12 protein-coding genes and 1 pseudogene are annotated in these 17,684 nt (G+C 72.9%); 7 read left to right on the forward strand and 6 right to left on the reverse strand.

The window, feature by feature from the left end:
• Nucleotides 1-105: 105 nt before the first annotated feature.
• Nucleotides 106-486: a VOC family protein gene (locus ABD993_RS31740; RefSeq protein WP_345426558.1), complete on the reverse strand. Its 381-nt coding sequence runs from the start codon at nucleotides 484-486 to the stop codon at nucleotides 106-108.
• A gap of 408 nt (nucleotides 487-894) precedes the next feature.
• Between ABD993_RS31740 and ABD993_RS31745 the strand changes: the two genes are divergently transcribed.
• The 4 genes and pseudogenes from ABD993_RS31745 to ABD993_RS31760 all read left to right on the forward strand — a co-directional run.
• Nucleotides 895-2,853 carry a 3-oxoacyl-[acyl-carrier-protein] synthase III C-terminal domain-containing protein gene (locus ABD993_RS31745; protein WP_345426559.1) on the forward strand — a complete coding sequence of 653 codons (1,959 nt, stop codon included), beginning with the start codon at nucleotides 895-897 and terminating at the stop codon, nucleotides 2,851-2,853.
• A 68-nt stretch (nucleotides 2,854-2,921) separates the two neighbouring features.
• On the forward strand, nucleotides 2,922-8,456 hold the full coding sequence (locus tag ABD993_RS31750; RefSeq protein ID WP_425569214.1) for an ATP-binding protein: 5,535 nt from the start codon (nucleotides 2,922-2,924) through the stop codon (nucleotides 8,454-8,456).
• 4 nt (nucleotides 8,457-8,460) lie between these two features.
• Nucleotides 8,461-9,243, forward strand: coding sequence for a 3-oxoacyl-ACP reductase family protein (locus tag ABD993_RS31755; protein ID WP_345426561.1), 783 nt, complete (start codon nucleotides 8,461-8,463; stop codon nucleotides 9,241-9,243).
• A 42-nt stretch (nucleotides 9,244-9,285) separates the two neighbouring features.
• Nucleotides 9,286-9,813: pseudogene (locus ABD993_RS31760) on the forward strand (SDR family NAD(P)-dependent oxidoreductase); the annotation flags it as partial.
• A gap of 89 nt (nucleotides 9,814-9,902) precedes the next feature.
• On the opposite strand, the gene ABD993_RS31765 reads toward ABD993_RS31760, so the two are convergent.
• The 3 genes from ABD993_RS31765 to ABD993_RS31775 all read right to left on the reverse strand — a co-directional run bounded on the left by ABD993_RS31765 (nucleotide 9,903) and on the right by ABD993_RS31775 (nucleotide 13,429).
• Entirely contained in the window at nucleotides 9,903-11,135 is a 1,233-nt protein-coding gene (locus tag ABD993_RS31765; RefSeq protein ID WP_345426563.1) for a glycoside hydrolase family 3 N-terminal domain-containing protein, read from the reverse strand.
• Between the two features lie 129 nt (nucleotides 11,136-11,264).
• Nucleotides 11,265-12,263 carry a glutathione S-transferase family protein gene (locus ABD993_RS31770; RefSeq protein WP_345426565.1) on the reverse strand — a complete coding sequence of 333 codons (999 nt, stop codon included), beginning with the start codon at nucleotides 12,261-12,263 and terminating at the stop codon, nucleotides 11,265-11,267.
• A gap of 53 nt (nucleotides 12,264-12,316) precedes the next feature.
• Nucleotides 12,317-13,429, reverse strand: a complete 1,113-nt coding sequence (locus ABD993_RS31775; RefSeq protein WP_345426567.1) for an epoxide hydrolase family protein — start codon at nucleotides 13,427-13,429, stop codon at nucleotides 12,317-12,319.
• Nucleotides 13,430-13,483: 54 nt separating this feature from the next.
• Here ABD993_RS31775 and ABD993_RS31780 point away from each other — a divergent pair, with 54 nt between their 5' ends.
• Together ABD993_RS31780 and ABD993_RS31785 are read left to right on the forward strand one after the other, a co-directional pair.
• Nucleotides 13,484-14,461 (forward strand): helix-turn-helix transcriptional regulator, encoded by a 978-nt coding sequence (locus ABD993_RS31780; RefSeq protein ID WP_345426569.1) that lies wholly within the window; start codon nucleotides 13,484-13,486, stop codon nucleotides 14,459-14,461.
• The gene (locus tag ABD993_RS31785) at nucleotides 14,458-15,609 is read left to right on the forward strand and encodes an acetyl-CoA hydrolase/transferase C-terminal domain-containing protein (protein ID WP_345426571.1); all 1,152 of its coding nucleotides are present in this window, start codon (nucleotides 14,458-14,460) and stop codon (nucleotides 15,607-15,609) included. The genes ABD993_RS31780 and ABD993_RS31785 overlap by 4 nt, the downstream gene beginning before the upstream one ends.
• Before the next feature lie 54 nt (nucleotides 15,610-15,663).
• Here the strand turns inward: ABD993_RS31785 and ABD993_RS31790 are convergent, their stop codons facing one another.
• Both ABD993_RS31790 and ABD993_RS31795 read right to left on the reverse strand, forming a co-directional pair.
• Nucleotides 15,664-16,428: an alpha/beta fold hydrolase gene (locus tag ABD993_RS31790; RefSeq protein WP_345426573.1), complete on the reverse strand. Its 765-nt coding sequence runs from the start codon at nucleotides 16,426-16,428 to the stop codon at nucleotides 15,664-15,666.
• Nucleotides 16,361-17,035, reverse strand: coding sequence for a GtrA family protein (locus ABD993_RS31795; protein WP_345426575.1), 675 nt, complete (start codon nucleotides 17,033-17,035; stop codon nucleotides 16,361-16,363). The genes ABD993_RS31790 and ABD993_RS31795 overlap by 68 nt, the downstream gene beginning before the upstream one ends.
• Nucleotides 17,036-17,237: 202 nt before the next feature.
• Between ABD993_RS31795 and ABD993_RS31800 the strand changes: the two genes are divergently transcribed.
• Nucleotides 17,238-17,672: a hypothetical protein gene (locus ABD993_RS31800; protein WP_345426576.1), complete on the forward strand. Its 435-nt coding sequence runs from the start codon at nucleotides 17,238-17,240 to the stop codon at nucleotides 17,670-17,672.
• The last annotated feature ends 12 nt before the right edge of the window (nucleotides 17,673-17,684 follow it).

The raw sequence follows: 17,684 nt of genomic DNA on the forward strand, positions 1-17,684 counted from the left end.
TGCGCGAGTGGACGGCGTCAGACACCTCCACACAGCCCGAAGGGCCTTCCCCTCTCAACCCGCCACGCCGTGCACCAACCTCATGGCCGAGTACACCTAGCGCCGCTACCGCGTGTCCCGGCGGAGCGGGTGCTCCGGCGGGATCTCGACGACGCCGATCGGCACGCCGTCCGGGTCGGCGATCCACATCTCGTCCAGCCCCCAGGGCTCGCGACGGGGCTCGCGCAGGATCGGCACGCCCTTGTCCGCGAGCTCCTTGTGCGCGGCGGCGAGGTCCCGCACCTGCATCCACAGCGCGACGCCGGTCCGCGGGGCACCGGACTCCGCGGCATGCGCGGAGATCTCGAGGAACCCCCCGCCGAGGAAGAAGACCGTGCCGCCCGGGAACTCGCGGTACACGGCGAGGCCGAGCGCCTCCCGGTAGAAGGCCGCCGTCTCGTCCGGGTCGGACGGACGCAGCAGCACCCGGCCGGCGAGGATCTCCATCCGTCCGACCCTACAGCGGGACAGGCGGCGCACAGCCGACGCACGGACACGTGACTCGCGCCATGCCGGGTCCCACGGCGCGGAACACCAACCGGTGCCGCGGCGGGCCCGCTCCGGAGTCCACATCGGACGACGATGACAGCCTCAGCAGCGCGGACACGGGGATCTCGCCGTTGACCCGCGAGTACGACCATTCGGTAGAACTCGCGGGTAACATTCGCGACACCATCAGAATTGACGAACGGCGAATGGGTGTAGACCCAGGTCACCTTCCGATCTCGCCCGTTTTCCCGCTACGGTCTGGGCACCGCCGAAAGAAACCTCCTGGTCCCCGCGCCCTCGTCGGCCGCGCCGAAGGACCTGGGGTTCTCGCGTGCCGTCACACACAATCGCCGATGGAGGCACCGTATGAAGCCGTTCGTGGTCAACCGCCACGGCCGTCTCGTGTTCCCTGCGAACTTCTCGCCGGAACTCGATTTCTCGGTGCTGGACTCGGTCGCCGCCGCGGAGGCGGTGATCACCCGCGATTTCGAGTCCAAAGCCCCTACCGGAACGGACATCGCGGCCCGGGTCGCCGCGGGCTCGTACAGCCGCCGCTTCGACCTGCTGCGCGATCTGGGCCAGAACCTGTTCTGGGTCAACCGCTGGGCGCTGCCGCTCTACGAGAAGCGGCCGACCCGGTGGCGCGACCTGCCCCGCACGAAGTCGGACGTGTTCCTGCCCGTCGTCACCCCCTGGGTGGACGGCGCCGCCAAGGTCGCCGCGGTGCGGCGGACCTGGGACGCGCTGCCCGCGGGCAGGCACGCCGAGGCCGAGGACCGGATCTTCGGCCTGCTCTTCGACGTCTTCGCGCACCGCAAGCACCACGCGACGGACCTCGCCGCGGTCAAGCCGACCGTCGCCGAGTTCCTCGACACCCCCGGCGCGATGACCTTCGTCCTGCCCGACCTCGAGCCGGACTACCCCACCTTCACCACGACCGAGATCCACGACGTCGACGGACCCGCGCCCGAGCTCGAGGCGCTGACCCGTTGGGCGATGGTGCTGCACAACCAGTACCCGTGGACCCGCTCGCGGACCGAGCTGCGCGAGGCGACGGCGATCGGGGACGACGACGTCGTCGTCGCCTTCCACCCGCGCACCCGGGAGGTGGCGGCGTTCCTGGAGCGTGTGCGCAACGGAGCGCCCACGAGAACGGAGCTGCGCCGCCCCTCCCGGACCCGGCCGACGCCCGCCGCGCCGGTCACGCCGTACCCGCCGGTCACGGTGGCCGAGGCGTTCGCCGTGCAGCCGACGCTCGAGGCCCTGGCCGTGGTCCGCGGCGAGCACGTCTGCGAGAACGACGACGTCGTGCGGAACTCGAGCTTCTCCTGGTCACCGATGAGCGCCGCGGAGATCAGCGCGAAGACCGGGATCGACCGCCGCCGCTACTCCGAGCACGACATCGGCGACCTGGCACTGGCCGCCGCGGACGCCGCGCTGGCCAAGGCCGGGCGCGGGCCCGAGGAGATCGGCGCCGTGCTCGTCGCGACCTGCACCAGCGACCGGCTGATCCCGTCGATGTCGACGTGGCTGTCCGGCGAGCTGGGCATCCTGCAGACGCACTGCTCCGCGGACATCGTGGCCGCCTGCGCGGGCCTGCCCTACGGGCTGGCGGAGGCCGTCCGACAGCTGCAGGAGGTGAACCGCCCCGTGCTGTTGGTCTGCGTGGAGAAGTTCAGCGACAAGATCGGCGGGGTCCGGACCTCGCGCATGATCTTCGGCGACGGCGCGGCGGCACTCGTCGTCGCTCCCGCGGCGGAGGGGGCCGCGGGGGACGTCGAGATCCTGCAGACCTACGCCTCGGGCCCCGCCGCCCAGGTCAACTCGATCATCTGGCCGAACCCCGAGTTCGACAACGACATCACCGTCTACGGGCCCGAGGTCAAGGCGCTCGTCGCCCGCTACCTGCAGCAGATGATCAGCGAGCTGGACGAGCTCCCCGGTCCGGACGGGAGGAGCCTGCTGGACGCCATCGAGCTGATCGTGCCGCACCAGGCCAACCGCACGATGATCGTGCAGCTCGCCGAGAAGGCCGGGCTGCGGGCGGACCAGCTGTACTTCGACATCGGCGACATGGGCAACGTGTCCGCCGCGTCCATCCCGATCGCCCTGTTCGACGCGGTACGGGACGGCGTGATCACCGAGCCCACCCGGGTGTTCGCCCCGGGCTTCGGCGCGGGTGCCGTCGGCGGCTACGCGGTGCTGACCGTGGACCCGGCGATCATGGCCCCCGAGGTCGTCCTGCGGCCCGCGGTCGACGCGCTGCCCACCCAGCGGGTGGGTGCGACCACGAGCGACGACGTCCGCGTCGCCTTCGGGGCTTGAGGCGATAGAGCACTATGACTCCCGTGAGCTTCTCCCGGATCGCGATCGTCAACCGCGGTGAGCCCGCCATGCGGCTCATCCATGCAGTGCGTGAGTGGAATGCGGCGGGCGGACCCCCGCTGCGCACCGTCGCGCTGTACACCGCCGTCGACCGGCGCGCGATGTACGTCCGTGAGTCGGACGAGGCCGTGCTGATCGGCCCGGACGACGCCGACTACCTCGGCCCGTCGCCCTACCTCGACTACGCCGAGCTGGAGCGGGCGCTCACGGTCGCCCGCGCCGACGCCGTCTGGCCCGGCTGGGGCTTCGTGTCCGAGAAGGCCGAGTTCGCCGAGCTGTGCCGCGACCTGGGCATCACCTTCGTCGGGCCGTCCCCCGAGGTCATGCGCGACCTCGGCGACAAGATCGCGGCCAAGAGGCTGGCCGAGCGCGTCGGCGTGCCGCTGGCCGCCTGGTCCGGCGGCCCCGTCGCGGACCTCGCCGAGGCCCGGGAGAAGGCCGAGTCCATCGGCTACCCGCTGATGGTCAAGGCCACCGCGGGCGGCGGCGGGCGCGGCATCCGCAAGGTCGCCACGCCGGACGACCTCGCCGAGGCCTTCGAGCGCGCCTCCTCCGAGGCCGCCAAGACCGCCGGGGACGCCACGGTGTTCCTGGAGCGCGCCATCTCGGGCGGGCGGCACGTCGAGGTGCAGGTCGTGGCGGACGCGTCCGGGGACGTCTGGACGCTCGGCGTCCGGGACTGCTCGGTCCAGCGACGCAACCAGAAGGTCATCGAGGAGTCGGCGTCGACGGCGCTGGACGCCGAGCAGGAGGAGCTGCTGCGCACCTCCGCCGCCGAGCTGGCCCGCGCCGCCGGATACGTCAACGCGGGCACCGTGGAGTTCCTGTACGAGCCCAAGGAACGGATCCTGTCGTTCCTCGAGGTCAACACCCGCCTGCAGGTCGAGCACCCGGTCACCGAGGCGTGCACCGGCGTGGACATCGTCAAGCTGCAGCTGCACATCGCCGCGGGCGGGAAGCTCGCCGACATCGCGCCGGAGGCCCCCCGCGGCACCGGCCACGCCATCGAGGCGCGGCTCACCGCCGAGGACCCGGAGCGCGAGTTCGCGCCCGCCCCCGGCCTGATCGAGCACCTCGCGCTGCCGTCGGGGCCCGGGATCCGGGTGGACACCGGCGTCGCGACCGGGGACCTGATCCCCGCGCAGTTCGACTCGATGATCGCGAAGATCATCGCCTGGGGCCGGGACCGGGACGAGGCCCGCGCACGGCTGCTGCGCGCGCTGCGCCAGACCGCCGCGGTGATCGACGGCGGCACGACCAACAAGGCCTTCCTGCTGGACCTGCTCCAGCGCCCCGAGCTGCTCGCCGGGGACACCGACACCACCTGGCTCGACGGGCTGATGGCGCAGGGCTACACCCCGCCGCGCAGGCTGGACGTCGCCCTGCTCGCCACGGCCGTCGAGGCACACGACGGGCACGTCGCCCGCCAGCAGGACCGGCTCTTCGCCGCCGCCGAGCGCGGTCGTCCGGAGGTCGGCGCCGAGACCTGGCACCAGACGGACGTCCGGGCGGCCGGGGAGAGCTACCGGCTGCGCGTGGCCCGGATCCGCAACAACCGCTACCGCGTGCTGCTGGACGGGACGTCGGTCGAGGTCGACGTCGAGCGCTCCGGGCGGTTCGAGCGCAGGCTGACCGTCGCGGAGACGGAGCGTGCGAAGTCGACCATCAGCCCGCGCACCACGTACTCGGTGCTGTCCGCGCCGCAGGGCTCGGACTACCTCGTCGAGGTCGACGGGGCCGTGCACCGCATCTCCGGCGGCGAGGCGGGCATGGTCCGCGCGCCCGCGCCCGCCATGGTCGTGGCCGTCCCCGTCACGCAGGGGCAGCAGGTCGCCGAGGGCGACGTCGTCGCGATCGTCGAGTCGATGAAGCTGGAGACCGCGCTGCGGGCCCCGTTCGCGGGCACCGTGGCCGAGGTCCTGGTGCCTGCGAACACGCAGGTGGACGGCGGCACCAAGCTCGTCCGGCTGGAGCCTGCGGCGGACGCCGCGGCCGAGGTCTCGGCGGGTGACCGCACCGACCTGTCGGCGCTGGCCACCACGTCCACCACGGACGACCCGGCGGACGTCGCCGCGGACGTGCTCACCTCCCTGCGGTGGCAGGTGCTCGGCTTCGACGTCGACCCGCGCGAGGCGGACCGGCAGCTGAGCAGGCTGGACACCGCCCGGGCCGCGCTGCCCGGGGACGACCCGGCCGTGCTGGTCGGCGAGACCGCCGTGCTGCGGATCTTCGCGGACCTGTGCGCGCTGTCGCGCAACCGCCGCGAGCGGGCGGGCGAGGACGGCGGGGACTCCGGGGAGGCGGGCGAGGGCCGCAACCCGCAGGAGTACCTGCACGCCTACCTGCAGTCCCGGGCGGCGGACCTGCCGGAGTCCTTCCGCGCGAAGCTGCGCCGCGCGCTCGGGCACTACGGGGTCGACCCCGAGGGAGATCCCGAGCTCGAGCCTGCGCTGTACTGGATGTTCCTGGCCAGCCGCCGCGCCACCGCGCACGAGTCGGTGATCCGCGGGCTGCTGCAGTGGCGGCTCGCGCACCCGGACTCGCTCGCCGCGCTGCCGAGCGCCCTGCGCGAGGAGTACCTCCGCACGCTGGACGAGCTCGTCGTGGCCACCCAGCTGCGCCACCCCGTCGTCGGGGACCTGGCCCGCCGGGTGCGCTACCACTGCTTCGACGCCCCGGCCGTCGAGGCGCAGCGGGAGCAGGTGCGCCGCGAGGTGCGCCAGGAGCTGGACGAGCTGGCGGCCGACCCGTCGAACCGGGCGGAGCGGATCGAGGCGCTGGTCGCCTCGTCCGAGCCGATCCTCGGGGTGTTCGGGGCGCAGCACAACGCGGCCCTGCTCGAGGTCATGACCCGGCGCTACTACCGGGTCCGCGACCTGGAGGACCTGCAGGTCACGGACGCCGTCGGGCTGCCGCTGCTGACCGCGGGCTACCGCCACGCGGGCAAGGACCGCACGGTGCTCGCCACCGTGATCGACAACAACGACCCGCGCCGGGCGCTGGCCGCGGCCAACCAGCTGCGGCGCCGGGTGGAGGAGCTGCCCGCGGGCCGCACCGCGCTGGTCGACCTCTACGTCACCTCCACCCACAGCGACGACGGCGGCGACCCGGACGCCCGCGCCGAGCGGGTCCGGGCGGCCATTGGCGGCGTGCCCACCGAGCGCGTCTCCCGGATCGCGGTGGCCGTGCGGCCCAACCGCTCGGACAACCCGGACGCCCTCGCCGACCCCGGCCCCATCTGGTTCACCTTCCGGCCGGGCGAGGACGGCACGCTCGTCGAGGACCGCACCCTGCGCGGCCTGCACCCGCTCGTCGGGGAGCGGCTGGGGCTGTGGCGGCTGTCCAGCTTCGACCTGGAGCGGCTCCCGTCCGAGACGGACGTGCACCTGTTCAAGGCCACCGGCAAGAACGTGCGCGAGGACCAGCGGCTGCTGGCGCTCGCGGACGTCCGGCGGCTCACCCTCCTGCGAGACGAGCAGGGCGTGGTCCGGTCGGTGCCCGAGCTGGAACGGGCCATCGACGCCTGCCTCGACAGCCTGCGCAGCATCCGCTCGGCCGACCCGAAGCTGGCCAAGCTGGGCTGGAACCGCATCCTGCTGCACGTCTGGCCGGTCGTGGACATCCCGTTCGAGGAGCTGGACGCGGTCGTCCGCCCGTTGGCGGCGCGCACCGGGGCCCTGGGCCTGGAGCAGGTGCAGGTCGAGTTCCGCACCCACACGGACGGCGGAGACCGACCGTTCCTGCTGCGGCTGTCCCGCCCTCCGGGCGCGGGGCTCACCGTGAAGCTGGACGACCCGCCCACGAGCCCGATGCGCGAGCTGGACGCCTACGCCCAGAACGTCATCAAGGCGCAGCGCCGCGGCGCGGTGTACCCGTACGAGATCGTCCCGATGCTCACCGGGCCGGACGGGTCCTTCACCGAGTACGACATGGTGAACGGCTCCTTCGCACCCGCCGAGCCGGTCGACCGCGCGCCGGGGCAGAACACCGCGAACATCGTGCTCGGCACGGTCACGGCGAAGACCGCCAAGCAGCCCGAGGGCATGACCCGCGTGGTGCTGATCGGCGACCCGACCCGCGGGCTGGGCTCGCTGGCGGAGGCCGAGTGCGCCCGGGTGTGCGCCGCCGTCGAGCTGGCACGTCGGCTGGACGTGCCGATCGAGTGGTTCGCGGTGTCGTCGGGCGCCCGGATCGCCATGGACTCCGGCACGGAGAACATGGACTGGATCTCCCGCGCGCTGCGGGCGATCATCGAGTTCACCCAGGAGGGCGGCGAGATCAACATCGTCGTCACCGGGATCAGCGTCGGCGCCCAGCCCTACTGGAACGCCGAGGCCACGATGCTCATGCACACCAAGGGCATCCTGGTCATGACGCCGGACTCGATCATGGTGCTCACCGGCAAGCAGTCGCTGGACTACTCCGGCGGCGTGTCGGCCGAGGACAACTTCGGCATCGGCGGCTACGACCGGATCATGGGCCCGAACGGCCAGGCGCAGTACTGGGCGCCGGACCTGGGCGGGGCCGTCGAGGTGCTGTTCCGGCACTACGAGCACACCTACCGGGTCCCCGGCGAGCGGTTCCCGCGGCCCGCGCCGACCTCGGACCCGGTGCAGCGGGACGTCACGACCGCGCCGCACCACGGCTCCGAGTTCACCACGGTCGGCGAGATCTTCGCGCAGGAGACCAACCCCGGGCGGAAGAAGCCGTTCGACATCCGCTCGGTCATGCGCGCGGTGTCGGACGCCGACCACGAGCCGCTCGAGCGCTGGGCCGACATGCACGACGCCGACTCGGTCGTCGTGTACGACGCCCACCTCGGCGGACAGCCCGTCGCGCTGCTCGGCATCGAGTCCAAGCCGGTCCCCCGGCGCGGCATCGTGCCGGTGGACGGGCCCGAGCAGTTCACCGCGGGCACGCTGTTCCCCAAGTCGTCGAAGAAGACGGCCCGGGCGATCAACGCGGCGTCCGGCAACCGGCCCCTGGTCGTGCTGGCGAACCTGTCCGGGTTCGACGGCTCGCCGGAGTCGCTGCGCTCGCTCCAGCTCGAGTACGGCGCCGAGATCGGGCGGGCCATCGTCAACTTCGACGGGCCCATCGTGTTCTGCGTCGTCTCCCGCTACCACGGCGGGGCGTTCGTGGTGTTCTCCGCGACGCTCAACGACTCCATGGAGGTCGCCGCCGTCGAGGGCTCCTACGCCTCGGTGCTCGGCGGGGCACCCGCCGCGGCCGTCGTGTTCGCGGGCGAGGTCCGCAAGCGGACCAACGCGGACGCCCGGGTGACCGCGCTCGAGGAGCGCATCGCGGCGTCGTCCTCGGATGCCGAGGCGGCCCAGCTGCGGGCCGAGCTCGCCGCCGTCCGGGCGGACGTCCGGTCGGAGAAGCTCGGCAACGTGGCCGAGGAGTTCGACTCCACCCACTCCATCCAGCGGGCCCAGCGCGTCGGGTCGGTGCACCAGATCGTCGACCCGCATCAGCTCCGGCCGTATCTCGTCGACGCGGTCCGCCGGGGCATGTCCCGCACACTCTCAGAGGAGACCTGACCTCATGACGACCGCCGCCCCCGCCCCCGTCCCCACCACCGACATCCGTCCCGAGCCGCGCGTCGCCCTCGTCACCGGCGGGGCCCGCGGGATCGGGGCGGCGATCACCACGGCGCTCGCCCGAGACGGCGTGCAGGTCGCCGCCGGCTACAGCAGCAACGGCAAGGCCGCGGACGACCTGGCGGCGAAGCTGGGGGCGGAGGGGGCGACGGTCTCCGTGCACCAGGGCAACGTGGGCGTACCGGAGGACTGCGCCCGCGTCGTCGAGGAGGTGCTGGAGCGGTACGGCCGCGTCGACTACCTGGTCAACAACGCGGGCATCACGGTGGACAAGACCGTCCGCCGGATGACCGTGGACGACTGGCACGCGGTGCTGCGGGTCAACCTCTCCGGCGCGTTCTACATGACCAAGTCGGTGCTGGAGCACATGACCGGCAACGGCTTCGGCCGGATCGTGAACATCTCCTCGGTGATCGGCGAGTCCGGCGCGGTCGGTCAGGCGAACTACGCGGCGTCGAAGTCCGGCCTGTTCGGGTTCTCGAAGTCGCTGGCGCAGGAGGTGGCCCGCAAGGGCGTCACGGTCAACTGCGTCGCGCCGGGCTACATCGAGACCGAGATGGTCGCGGCCGTGCCGGAGAAGGTGCTGGAGAAGCTGGTCGCGGGCATCCCGATCGGCCGGCTCGGCCAGGCGAACGAGATCGCGAGGGCGGTCCAGTTCCTCCTCGACGACAACGCCGGCTACATCACGGGAAGCGTGATCGCCGTCAACGGCGGCCTGGACATGTGACCCCGGATTGCGAAAACGGAGGCTCCTCCGGTCCACTGGTTCATGGACACGCGGAACTGGTTCGTCACCGGAGCCTCCGGCGGGCTCGGTCGGGTACTCACCGAGCAGGCGCTCGCGCGGGGCGAGCGGGTGACCGCGACCGTCCGGCGTCCGGACAGCCTGGACGACCTGGAGGCGGCACATCGTGACCGGCTGACGGTCGTGGAGCTCGACCTGACCCGGCCCGCGGACGTCGAGCGGGTGGTCGGCGAGGCCGCCCGTGCGGGCCGCGTCGACGTCGTGGTCAACAACGCCGGGTTCGTCGTGGCGGGGGCGGCCGAGGAGGTGACGGTCCAGGACCTGCGCGACCAGGTCGAGGTCCTGCTGCTCGCGCCGATGGTGATCACCCGCGCCTTCCTCGGGCCGATGCGGGAGCAGGGCGGCGGGCGGATCGTCCAGATCTCCAGCATGGGCGGGCAGGTCGCCGTCCCCACCCACAGCGCGTACCACGCGGGCAAGTGGGGCCTGGAGGGCTACACGGAGAGCGTCGCGCGGGAGATGGCCGAGTTCGGCGTCCACCTGACCGTGGTCGATCGCGGCGGCGATCGCGCTGACCGAGCGGCTCGCCGCGATGGAGGGCCGCCGCGACCTCGCCGCCTCGATCGCCTTCCCCTGACCCGTCAGCCGCGGGTGCAGAGGCCCTTCGCGGCCAGGATCCGCTCGACGGCGACGTCGGTGCCGGGGAGCCGGGCGCGTTCGAGGGTGTCGAGGATCGGCGCGACGGGGGCGATGTTCGAGGTCAACGCGACGTCCGCACCGGCCCGCAGGGCCGCCAGGCTCGCCTCGGCCGGGGTGAAGCTCGCGCTGATCGCCTTCATGGCGCCGAGATCGTCGGTCATCACCATGCCGTCGAAGCCGTACTCGCCACGGAGCAGCTGGTAGGTGGCCGGAGTGAGGCTCGACGGCAGGTCGTCGGTCAGCCCCGGGACGTCCAGGTGCCCGACCATCACGCCGAGCTTCTCCTGGTCGAGCGTGGCCAGGAGGTCGGCGTAGGGCTCGAGGTCCGCCTGCCCGAGCTGGTCGAGGGACGGCACCGAGACCCGGCCCTGGTGGGAGTCGCCGGAGCTGTGGCCGTGGCCGGGGAAGTGCTTGAGCACGCCGTAGACCCCGGCCGCCCGCTGCCCCTCCTCCCAGGCCCGCGCGTACTCGGTGACCACGGCGGGGTCGTCGGAGAAGGAGCGGTCCCCGATCACCGCGTTCCGCGGCTGGTCGGAGACGTCCACGTCCGGCGCCAGGTTCCAGGTGACGCCGCGGGCCAGCAGCTGCCTGCCGCGCTTCTCGGCGAGCGCCCGAACCTGCTCGGGCGTGCGCTGCGCCATCTGCCGGGCGCTGGGCAGGTCGCCGTCGAGGGCGTCGATGCGCTGGACGCGGCCGCCCTCGTCGTCCACGGCCACCGCGACCTTCGTCGACGCGGCGGCCTGCACCGCGGCGAGCGCGTCGTTCTGCAGGAGTGCGGTGGGGTTGCCGCCGATGAAGATCCCGCCGACGTGGGTGTCCCGCACGACCGCGACCGCCCCGGCCGGGTTCGCCGGGTCGACGCCCACCATGAGCCGCTGCGCGAGCCGGTCCCGCGGGCTCATCGCCGTGACGAGCGCGGTGCAGGTGTTCGGGTCCGGCGGCGGCACGACCGGCTCGGCAGGCGCCGCGGCCTGCCTACCGTCGGGGGCGGTCGCACTGTTCGCCGAGAGCCCGACGCCGGGCACCGCCCCGCTGGCCACCCCGATCCCCGCCAGCAGCGCCCCCACGACGAGCCCGCCGGTGAGCACCGAGACCATCCGCCGCCGTCGCCGGGGCGCGGGCCGCTCCGGGGTCGGGGCCGCGGTGTCTCCGGGAGGAAAGCTCTCGATCCGCATCGGGCTCCAGTGTCCCCGCCCCCGAGGAACCGCGACACCCACCCCCGACTCCCGGACCGAACGACCATCGACCCGACCACGCCCTCGGGATGTCCGACTCGCGCGTGGGGGACACGCGGACGTCCTCGGTCAGGTGAGGGGCGGGACCTGCTCCCCCGCCGGAGGGGGGCCGGGTGGGGTGCCTCGGCCGAAGGGTCGGCCGCCCAGGGACTCTCGGCCGTGCTCGGTGAGCCAGCCCGAGACGTCCGGGCCCTCGGGGACGATCCCCGTCGGGTTGATCTCGGTGTGTACGCCGTAGTAGTGCTGTTTGATCTGCGCGAAGTCGATCGTGTCACCGAAGCCCGGGGTCTGGAAGAGGTCGCGGGCGTAGGCCCACAGGACCGGGAGCTCGGTGAGCTTCTGCCGGTTGCACTTGAAGTGGCCGTGGTAGGCCGCGTCGAACCGGACGAGGGTGACCCACAGCCGGATGTCGGCCTGGGTGATCGTGTCCCCGACCAGGTACCGCTGCGTCGACAGTCGGGAGGACAGGGCGTCGAGGCGGGCGAAGAGGGCGTCGTAGGCCTTCTCGTAGGACCGCTGACCCTTGGCGAAGCCGCACTTGTACACGCCGTTGTTGACGTCGTGGAACACCTCGTCGGAGATCGCGGCGATCTCGTCCCGGTGCTCGACCGGCCACAGGTCCGGCGCGCCCGCCCGGTGCAGCGCGGTCCACTGGGTCGACAGGTCGAACTCGAGCTCCCGGTAGGCGTTCGTGACGACCTTCCCGCTCGCGACCTCGACCATCGCGGGCACCGTCACGCCCTTGTCGTAGCCGGGCACGGCCTTCTCGTACGCCGTGCGCAGGTACTCGATCCCGAGCACCGGGTCGACGTTCCCGGGGTCGTTGTGGAAGCGCCACGAACGTTCGTCGTGCAGCGGGCCCGCGATGCCCATCGACAGCACCGGCTCCAGGCCCAGCAGCCTGCGCGTGATCACGATCCGGTTCGCCCACGGGCAGGCCCGCGCGGCGACCAACCGGTAGCGCCCCGCCTCGACCGGCCACGGCGACGAGCCGTCCGCGGTGATGCGCTCCTGTACCCCGAGCGGCTCGCGGACGAACTCGTCGGCGGACGACTGTGCGGCTCCCATGGTCGAGAACCTAGCCGCGTCCCGCGTCCACCGCGCAGGACGCGGCCCGTCCCTCAGCCCGCGAAGAACGCCCGGACGTCCGCCGCCACCTGCGCCGGCCGCTCCAGCGCCGCGAAGTGACCGCCCTCGTCGAACGTGCTCCAGTGCACGATCGCGGAGTTGTCCCGCTCCGCGAACGCCCGGATCGTCACGAAGTCGCTCGCGAACACCGCAACGCCGGTCCGAGCGTGGTTGACCTGCGGTTCCGCGCCCGCCCGCACCTCCTCGAAGTAGAACCGCGCCGCGGAGGCCGAGGTGTTGGTGAACCAGTACAGCGCCACCTGGGTGAGCACCTGGTCCCGGCTCACCAGCGACGTCCCGTTGCCGAAGCTCTCGAACAGCTCCGAGTACGCCAGCTGCCCGACGGGGGAGTCCGACAGCGCCGCGGCGATCGTCTGCGGCCGGGAGGCGTTCATCTGGTTGTAGCCGCCGACCGACTGGAACCACTGCATGAACTCCAGCGCCGCGTAGTCCGCGGGCGCCAGCTTCTCGAACTCGGCCGGGTCGCCGGACGGGAACGAGAACAGCTGCAGGACGTGCAGGCCGCGGAAACCGGGCGGGTCCAGCAGGCCCAGCTCGCGGGCGACCATCGCGCCCGCGTCGCTGCCGTGTACGCCGTAGGCGTCGTAGCCGAGCTCCCGCATCAGGGTGTCGAACGTGCGGGCCACGCGAGCCAGGGTCCAGCCCCCGGCGGCCAGCGGCGTGCTGAACCCGAACCCGGGGATCGACGGGACCACCACCGAGCACGCGTCCTCCGCACGCCCGCCGTGCGCGACCGGGTCGACCAGCGGCCCGATCACGTCCAGGAAGTCGACGAACGACCCGGGCCAGCTGTGCACGAGCAGGACCGGGGTGGCGCCCGGCTCGGCCGACGGGACGTGCAGGTAGTGGATCGTCTGGCCGTCGATCTCGGTGAGGTACTGCGGGAAGGTGTTCATCCGGTCCTCCTGAGCCCGCCAGTCGAACCCGTCCCGCCAGTAGCCGACCATCTCGGCGAGGTAGTGGTTCGGCGTGCCGTAGGTCCAGTCGTCGCCGGGGGCGGGCTGCGGGAGCCGGGTGCGGGCGAGGCGGTCGGCCAGGTCGTCGAGGTCGGCCTGCGGAACGTGAACGGTGAAGGTCGTCGTCATGGGAGCTACGCTAGGGACCAATTAGGCACATTTCGTTCCCATTCAGGAAGAGTCATGGCGGACACCTCGGCACGGTTGCTCGCGCTGCTCGGCCTCCTCCAGGTCCGGCCGGACTGGACCGGTGCCGAGCTGGCCGACCGGCTCGGGGTCACGCGCCGCACCGTGCGGAACGACATCGCCCGGCTGCGCGAGCTCGGCTACCCGGTGCACGGCCTCCGCGGCGCCGCGGGCCACTACCGGCTCGGCGCCGGGGCGAAGCTCCCGCCCCTGCTGCTCGACGACGCCGAGGCCGTCGCCGTGGCGATCGGCCTGCGGGCTGCGGCGCAGTCGACGGGGGTCGGAGGGCTCGAGGAGAGCAGCGCCCGCGCCCTCGCGAAGCTCGAACAGGTGCTGCCGAACCGGCTGAAACGGCAGGTGGCAGCCGTGCACCAGGCCACCACCCAGGGCCCCCGCAACACCGACACCGCCGACCCGGATCCCGAGGTCGACCCGGCCGTGCTCGTCGCACTGGCCGCCGCGATCCGGGACCACGAGCTCGTCCGCGCCGACTACCGGGACGCCGAGTGGCCGTTGCAGGTCGAGCCGTACCGGCTCGTGAGCTGGCAGGGCCGCTGGTACCTCGTCGGTCGGGAGTCGGGCGCCTGGCGGACCTTCCGCGTCGACTGGCTGGGGCTGCGGATGCCCACGGGCCGTCGGTTCGCGCCCGCGCAGCTGCCCGGCGGCGACTTCACCGCGTTCGTCCTGCGAGACGTCGCCTCGACCGGCTGGGCGGTGCACGCGCGGATCACCGTGCACGCCCCCGCCGCGACGGTACTGGCCCGGATCAACCCGGCGGTGGGGCTCGTCGAGCAGCTCGACGCCGAGACGTCCGTGCTGGTCACCGGGGCGGACAGCATCGAGACGATCGCGGTGTACGTCGGGCTGTTGGGGCTGGACTTCACCGTCACCGACCCGCCCGAGCTGGTCGCCCGGGTCCGCGCGCTGGCCGACCGCTACGCCCGGGCCGTCGCCTGTGATCGAATCGGACCATGACGACCTTGGACGACGCCGTCCGCGCCGGCTCCCGGATCGTGCTCGGCGACGGCTGCGGCGCCCCCGCCGCGCTCTACGGCCCGCTGAACGAGGCCGCCCGCGGCAAGGACGTGCGGCTGGTCCTCGGCTGGGTCCCGGGCAGCGCCGCGGACCTCGATGCCGCCGCGTTCGCCGACATCCGCGTGCTCGCGGGAGGCCCCGGGCTGCGCAGGCACATCGAGGCGGGCGCCGCACACGTCGTCCCGTGCAGGCTCTCGGCCATCCCGGCGATCCTGGCGGGGCCCCTGCGCCCCGACCTGCTCGTCGCCACCCTCGTCCGCGGCCCGGACGGGCTGCACCTCGGCGCCGAGTCCTCCTACCTGCGCGGGTTGGTCGACGCGGGCGTCCCGGTCGCGGCGCTGCTGAGCAGTGCGACCCCCCTCGCCGAGACCGGCCCGGCGATCCCCGCGGAGCAGGTCACCGTGGTCGCCGAGACCGACGCGCCGCCGCTGGAGATCCCGAACGCCACACCGACAGCGGCCGATGAGGCGATCGCCCGCCACGTCGCCGGGCTCGTGCCGGAGGGGGCCCGGGTCCAGGTCGGTCCCGGCAGGCTGGCGCAGGCGATGGTGGGTGCACTGGAGGTGCCCGTCCGTGTCGACTCCGGGCTGCTGCCCGAGCCCGTCGTGGACCTGGCGGCGAAGGGCCTGCTGATCGACGAGCCGAGCGCCGCGTACCTCGCGGGCACGCGACGGCTCTACGACTGGGCCCACGGGCGCCCGATCCTGAACCCGATCGAGCACACCCACGACCTCGGCAGGCTCTCGACCGCGCCCCCGTTGATCGCGCTCAACGCCGCGCTGGAGATCGACCTCGCCGGGCAGGTCAACGTCGAGGGCGTCGGCGCCGCGGCCGCGGGCATGATCGGTGGCCACCCGGACTTCGCGGCGGCGGCCGCCCGGGGCCCCGGGCTGTCCGTGATCGCGGTCCCGAGCACCGTCAAGGGCGTCCCGACGTTGGTCGAGCGGCTGTCCCGACCCGTCACCACCCCCTCGCACGACGTCGAGGTGGTGGTGACCGAGCGCGGCGTCGCCGATCTCCGTGGCCTGGACCGGGACGAACGCCGCGCAGCGTTGCTGGCGCTGTGGGACGGGGAGACGAGGGCGTGAGAGGAGCCTGCGGAACGAAGCATCAGACCTGAGAGGAGCCTGCGGAACGAGGCATCAGACCTGCAGGAAGCGCTCCAGCGCCGCCAGGGTGGCGGGCAGGTTCTCCTCGACCAGGAAGTGGCCGGCGTCCGGGATCGCCTTCCCCGTGACCAGCCCCGGATCGGCCGCGCGGGTCCGCCAGACGTCCAGCGGGGACTCCGCATACCGTCCGACGACCCCGCGCGCCCCCCACAGCACCAGCGTCGGCGCCGTGATCCGCACGCCCGCCCGCTCGGACTCCGCATCGTGCTCCAGGTCGATCGAGGCGCCCGCGCGGTAGTCCTCGAGCATCGCGTGCCGGGCCTCCGGGTCCGCGAACGCGGCCTCGTACTCGGCGAGGGACTCGGCGGGGTGGGCGTCCATCGCGCTCCCCCACCGACCGAGCAGGTCGTGCAGGTAGCGGACGGGATCCGCCCCGATCAGCCGTTCCGGCAGGTCGAAGGGCTGGATGAAGAAGAACCAGTGGTAGTAGGCCTGGGCCACCCGTCGGTCCACGGTGGCGTAGACGTAGTCCGTCGGCATGATGTCCAGCAGCGCGAGCCGCTCCACCCGCCCGGCGTGGTCCAGCGCGAGGCGGTGCGCGGTGCGGGCGCCGCGGTCGTGCCCCACGACCGCGAACCGCTCGAAGCCGAGCGACACCATGACGTCCACCGGATCGGTGGCCATGGCGCGGAACGAGTAGCCCGCGTGGTCCTCCCCCGCGGGCGGGCGGTCAGACCGCCCGTAGCCCCTCAGGTCGAGGGCCACCACGGTGTGGCGCGGCGCCAGGGCCTCGATCACCGGTCGCCACATCACGTGGCTCTGCGGGAACCCGTGCAGCAGCAGGACCGGCGGCCCGGACCCCGCCCTGGTTCCGCGGATCGTGATCCCCGACGGCGTCGTCACCGAGATCGGTTCGCTCATGTCCGGTATCGAACACCCAGGCCTTGAGGATGACGAACCGGAGCAGCCCGCCCAGCACGCTCGCGGCGGTGACCGCCGCGGTCTCCTGCAGCGCGGTGGCGTCCGTGATCCACTCGTCCACCAGCAGGAGGACGGCGGTGCTGTAGCCCGCGTAGAAGACGACGGTGCCGAGGTCCTGCAGGTACACCCGCCACCGGTGCGCCGGGGCGCCCGCGAAGGTGAAGCGCCGGTTCACCTCGGTGCTGATCGCCGTGCTCAGCAGGAGCGCCACGAGGTTGGCCGGGATGGGCCCCAGGACCAGGCGGCCGAGCAGGTAGAGCACGGCGTTGACGGCGGTGCCGAACCCGCCGACGACGGTGTACCGCGCGAGCTGGGCGATCAGGGGGAACCGCTCACGCCCACCCTGCAGCCGGTGCGACACGGCGCCGAGCACGTGACCGAGCGGCAGATGCGGGCCGGGCGCGGTGATCGCTCTGCTCGCCACGGTCCCGTTCACCTCTCCCCGTCCGGCTCGTCCCGAACAGATCATTCACGACGTCGGTGGGAACCGGCTCGCTCCCACCTGTGGGAACGCTGTGAACGAAGCCGATCTTCCGACCCACTACGCTTGTGACGAGACTTACCCGTCACCGATCCGAGGCACGCGCGTTGACGGCGTGAGACCGGTCGCCTCGATGGGGTGACGCGTGGACACGATCGGGGGCGGCATGCGGCGCACGGCGGTGACGGTGGGGGTGGCGGCGCTGCTCGCGCTGACCGGGGCGGGGGTCGCCACGGCCGCGACGGGGAACGCCGCGCAGCCGCCGGTGACCCACGCCGAGGGCATCTACGTGGCGATGAACGGCACGTCGGAGGCCGGGGACTGGGCCCCGCAGTCGGACGCGATCGTCGATCCCGAGCTCGGGACCTGCTACGACCTCACGTCCTTCGCCACCGGCCCGGCGGAGTGGACGGAGTCGGTCAACCGCACGGACGCCGTCGCCCTGCTGAGCCGGAAGGGCTGCGCGGAGCTGACCGAGGGCGAGCCGGACTCCGCAGGCCACGCTCCGCGCTGGACCAGCCCGCACTCGGTCTCGGACTCGTTCGTGTTCCGCTCGGTCCGCTTCGCGCACCTGCCCTAGACACCCAGGACG

Origin of the sequence: Pseudonocardia xishanensis (assembly GCF_039541715.1) — a bacterium.
In the GTDB taxonomy this organism is placed as follows: domain Bacteria; phylum Actinomycetota; class Actinomycetes; order Mycobacteriales; family Pseudonocardiaceae; genus Pseudonocardia; species Pseudonocardia xishanensis.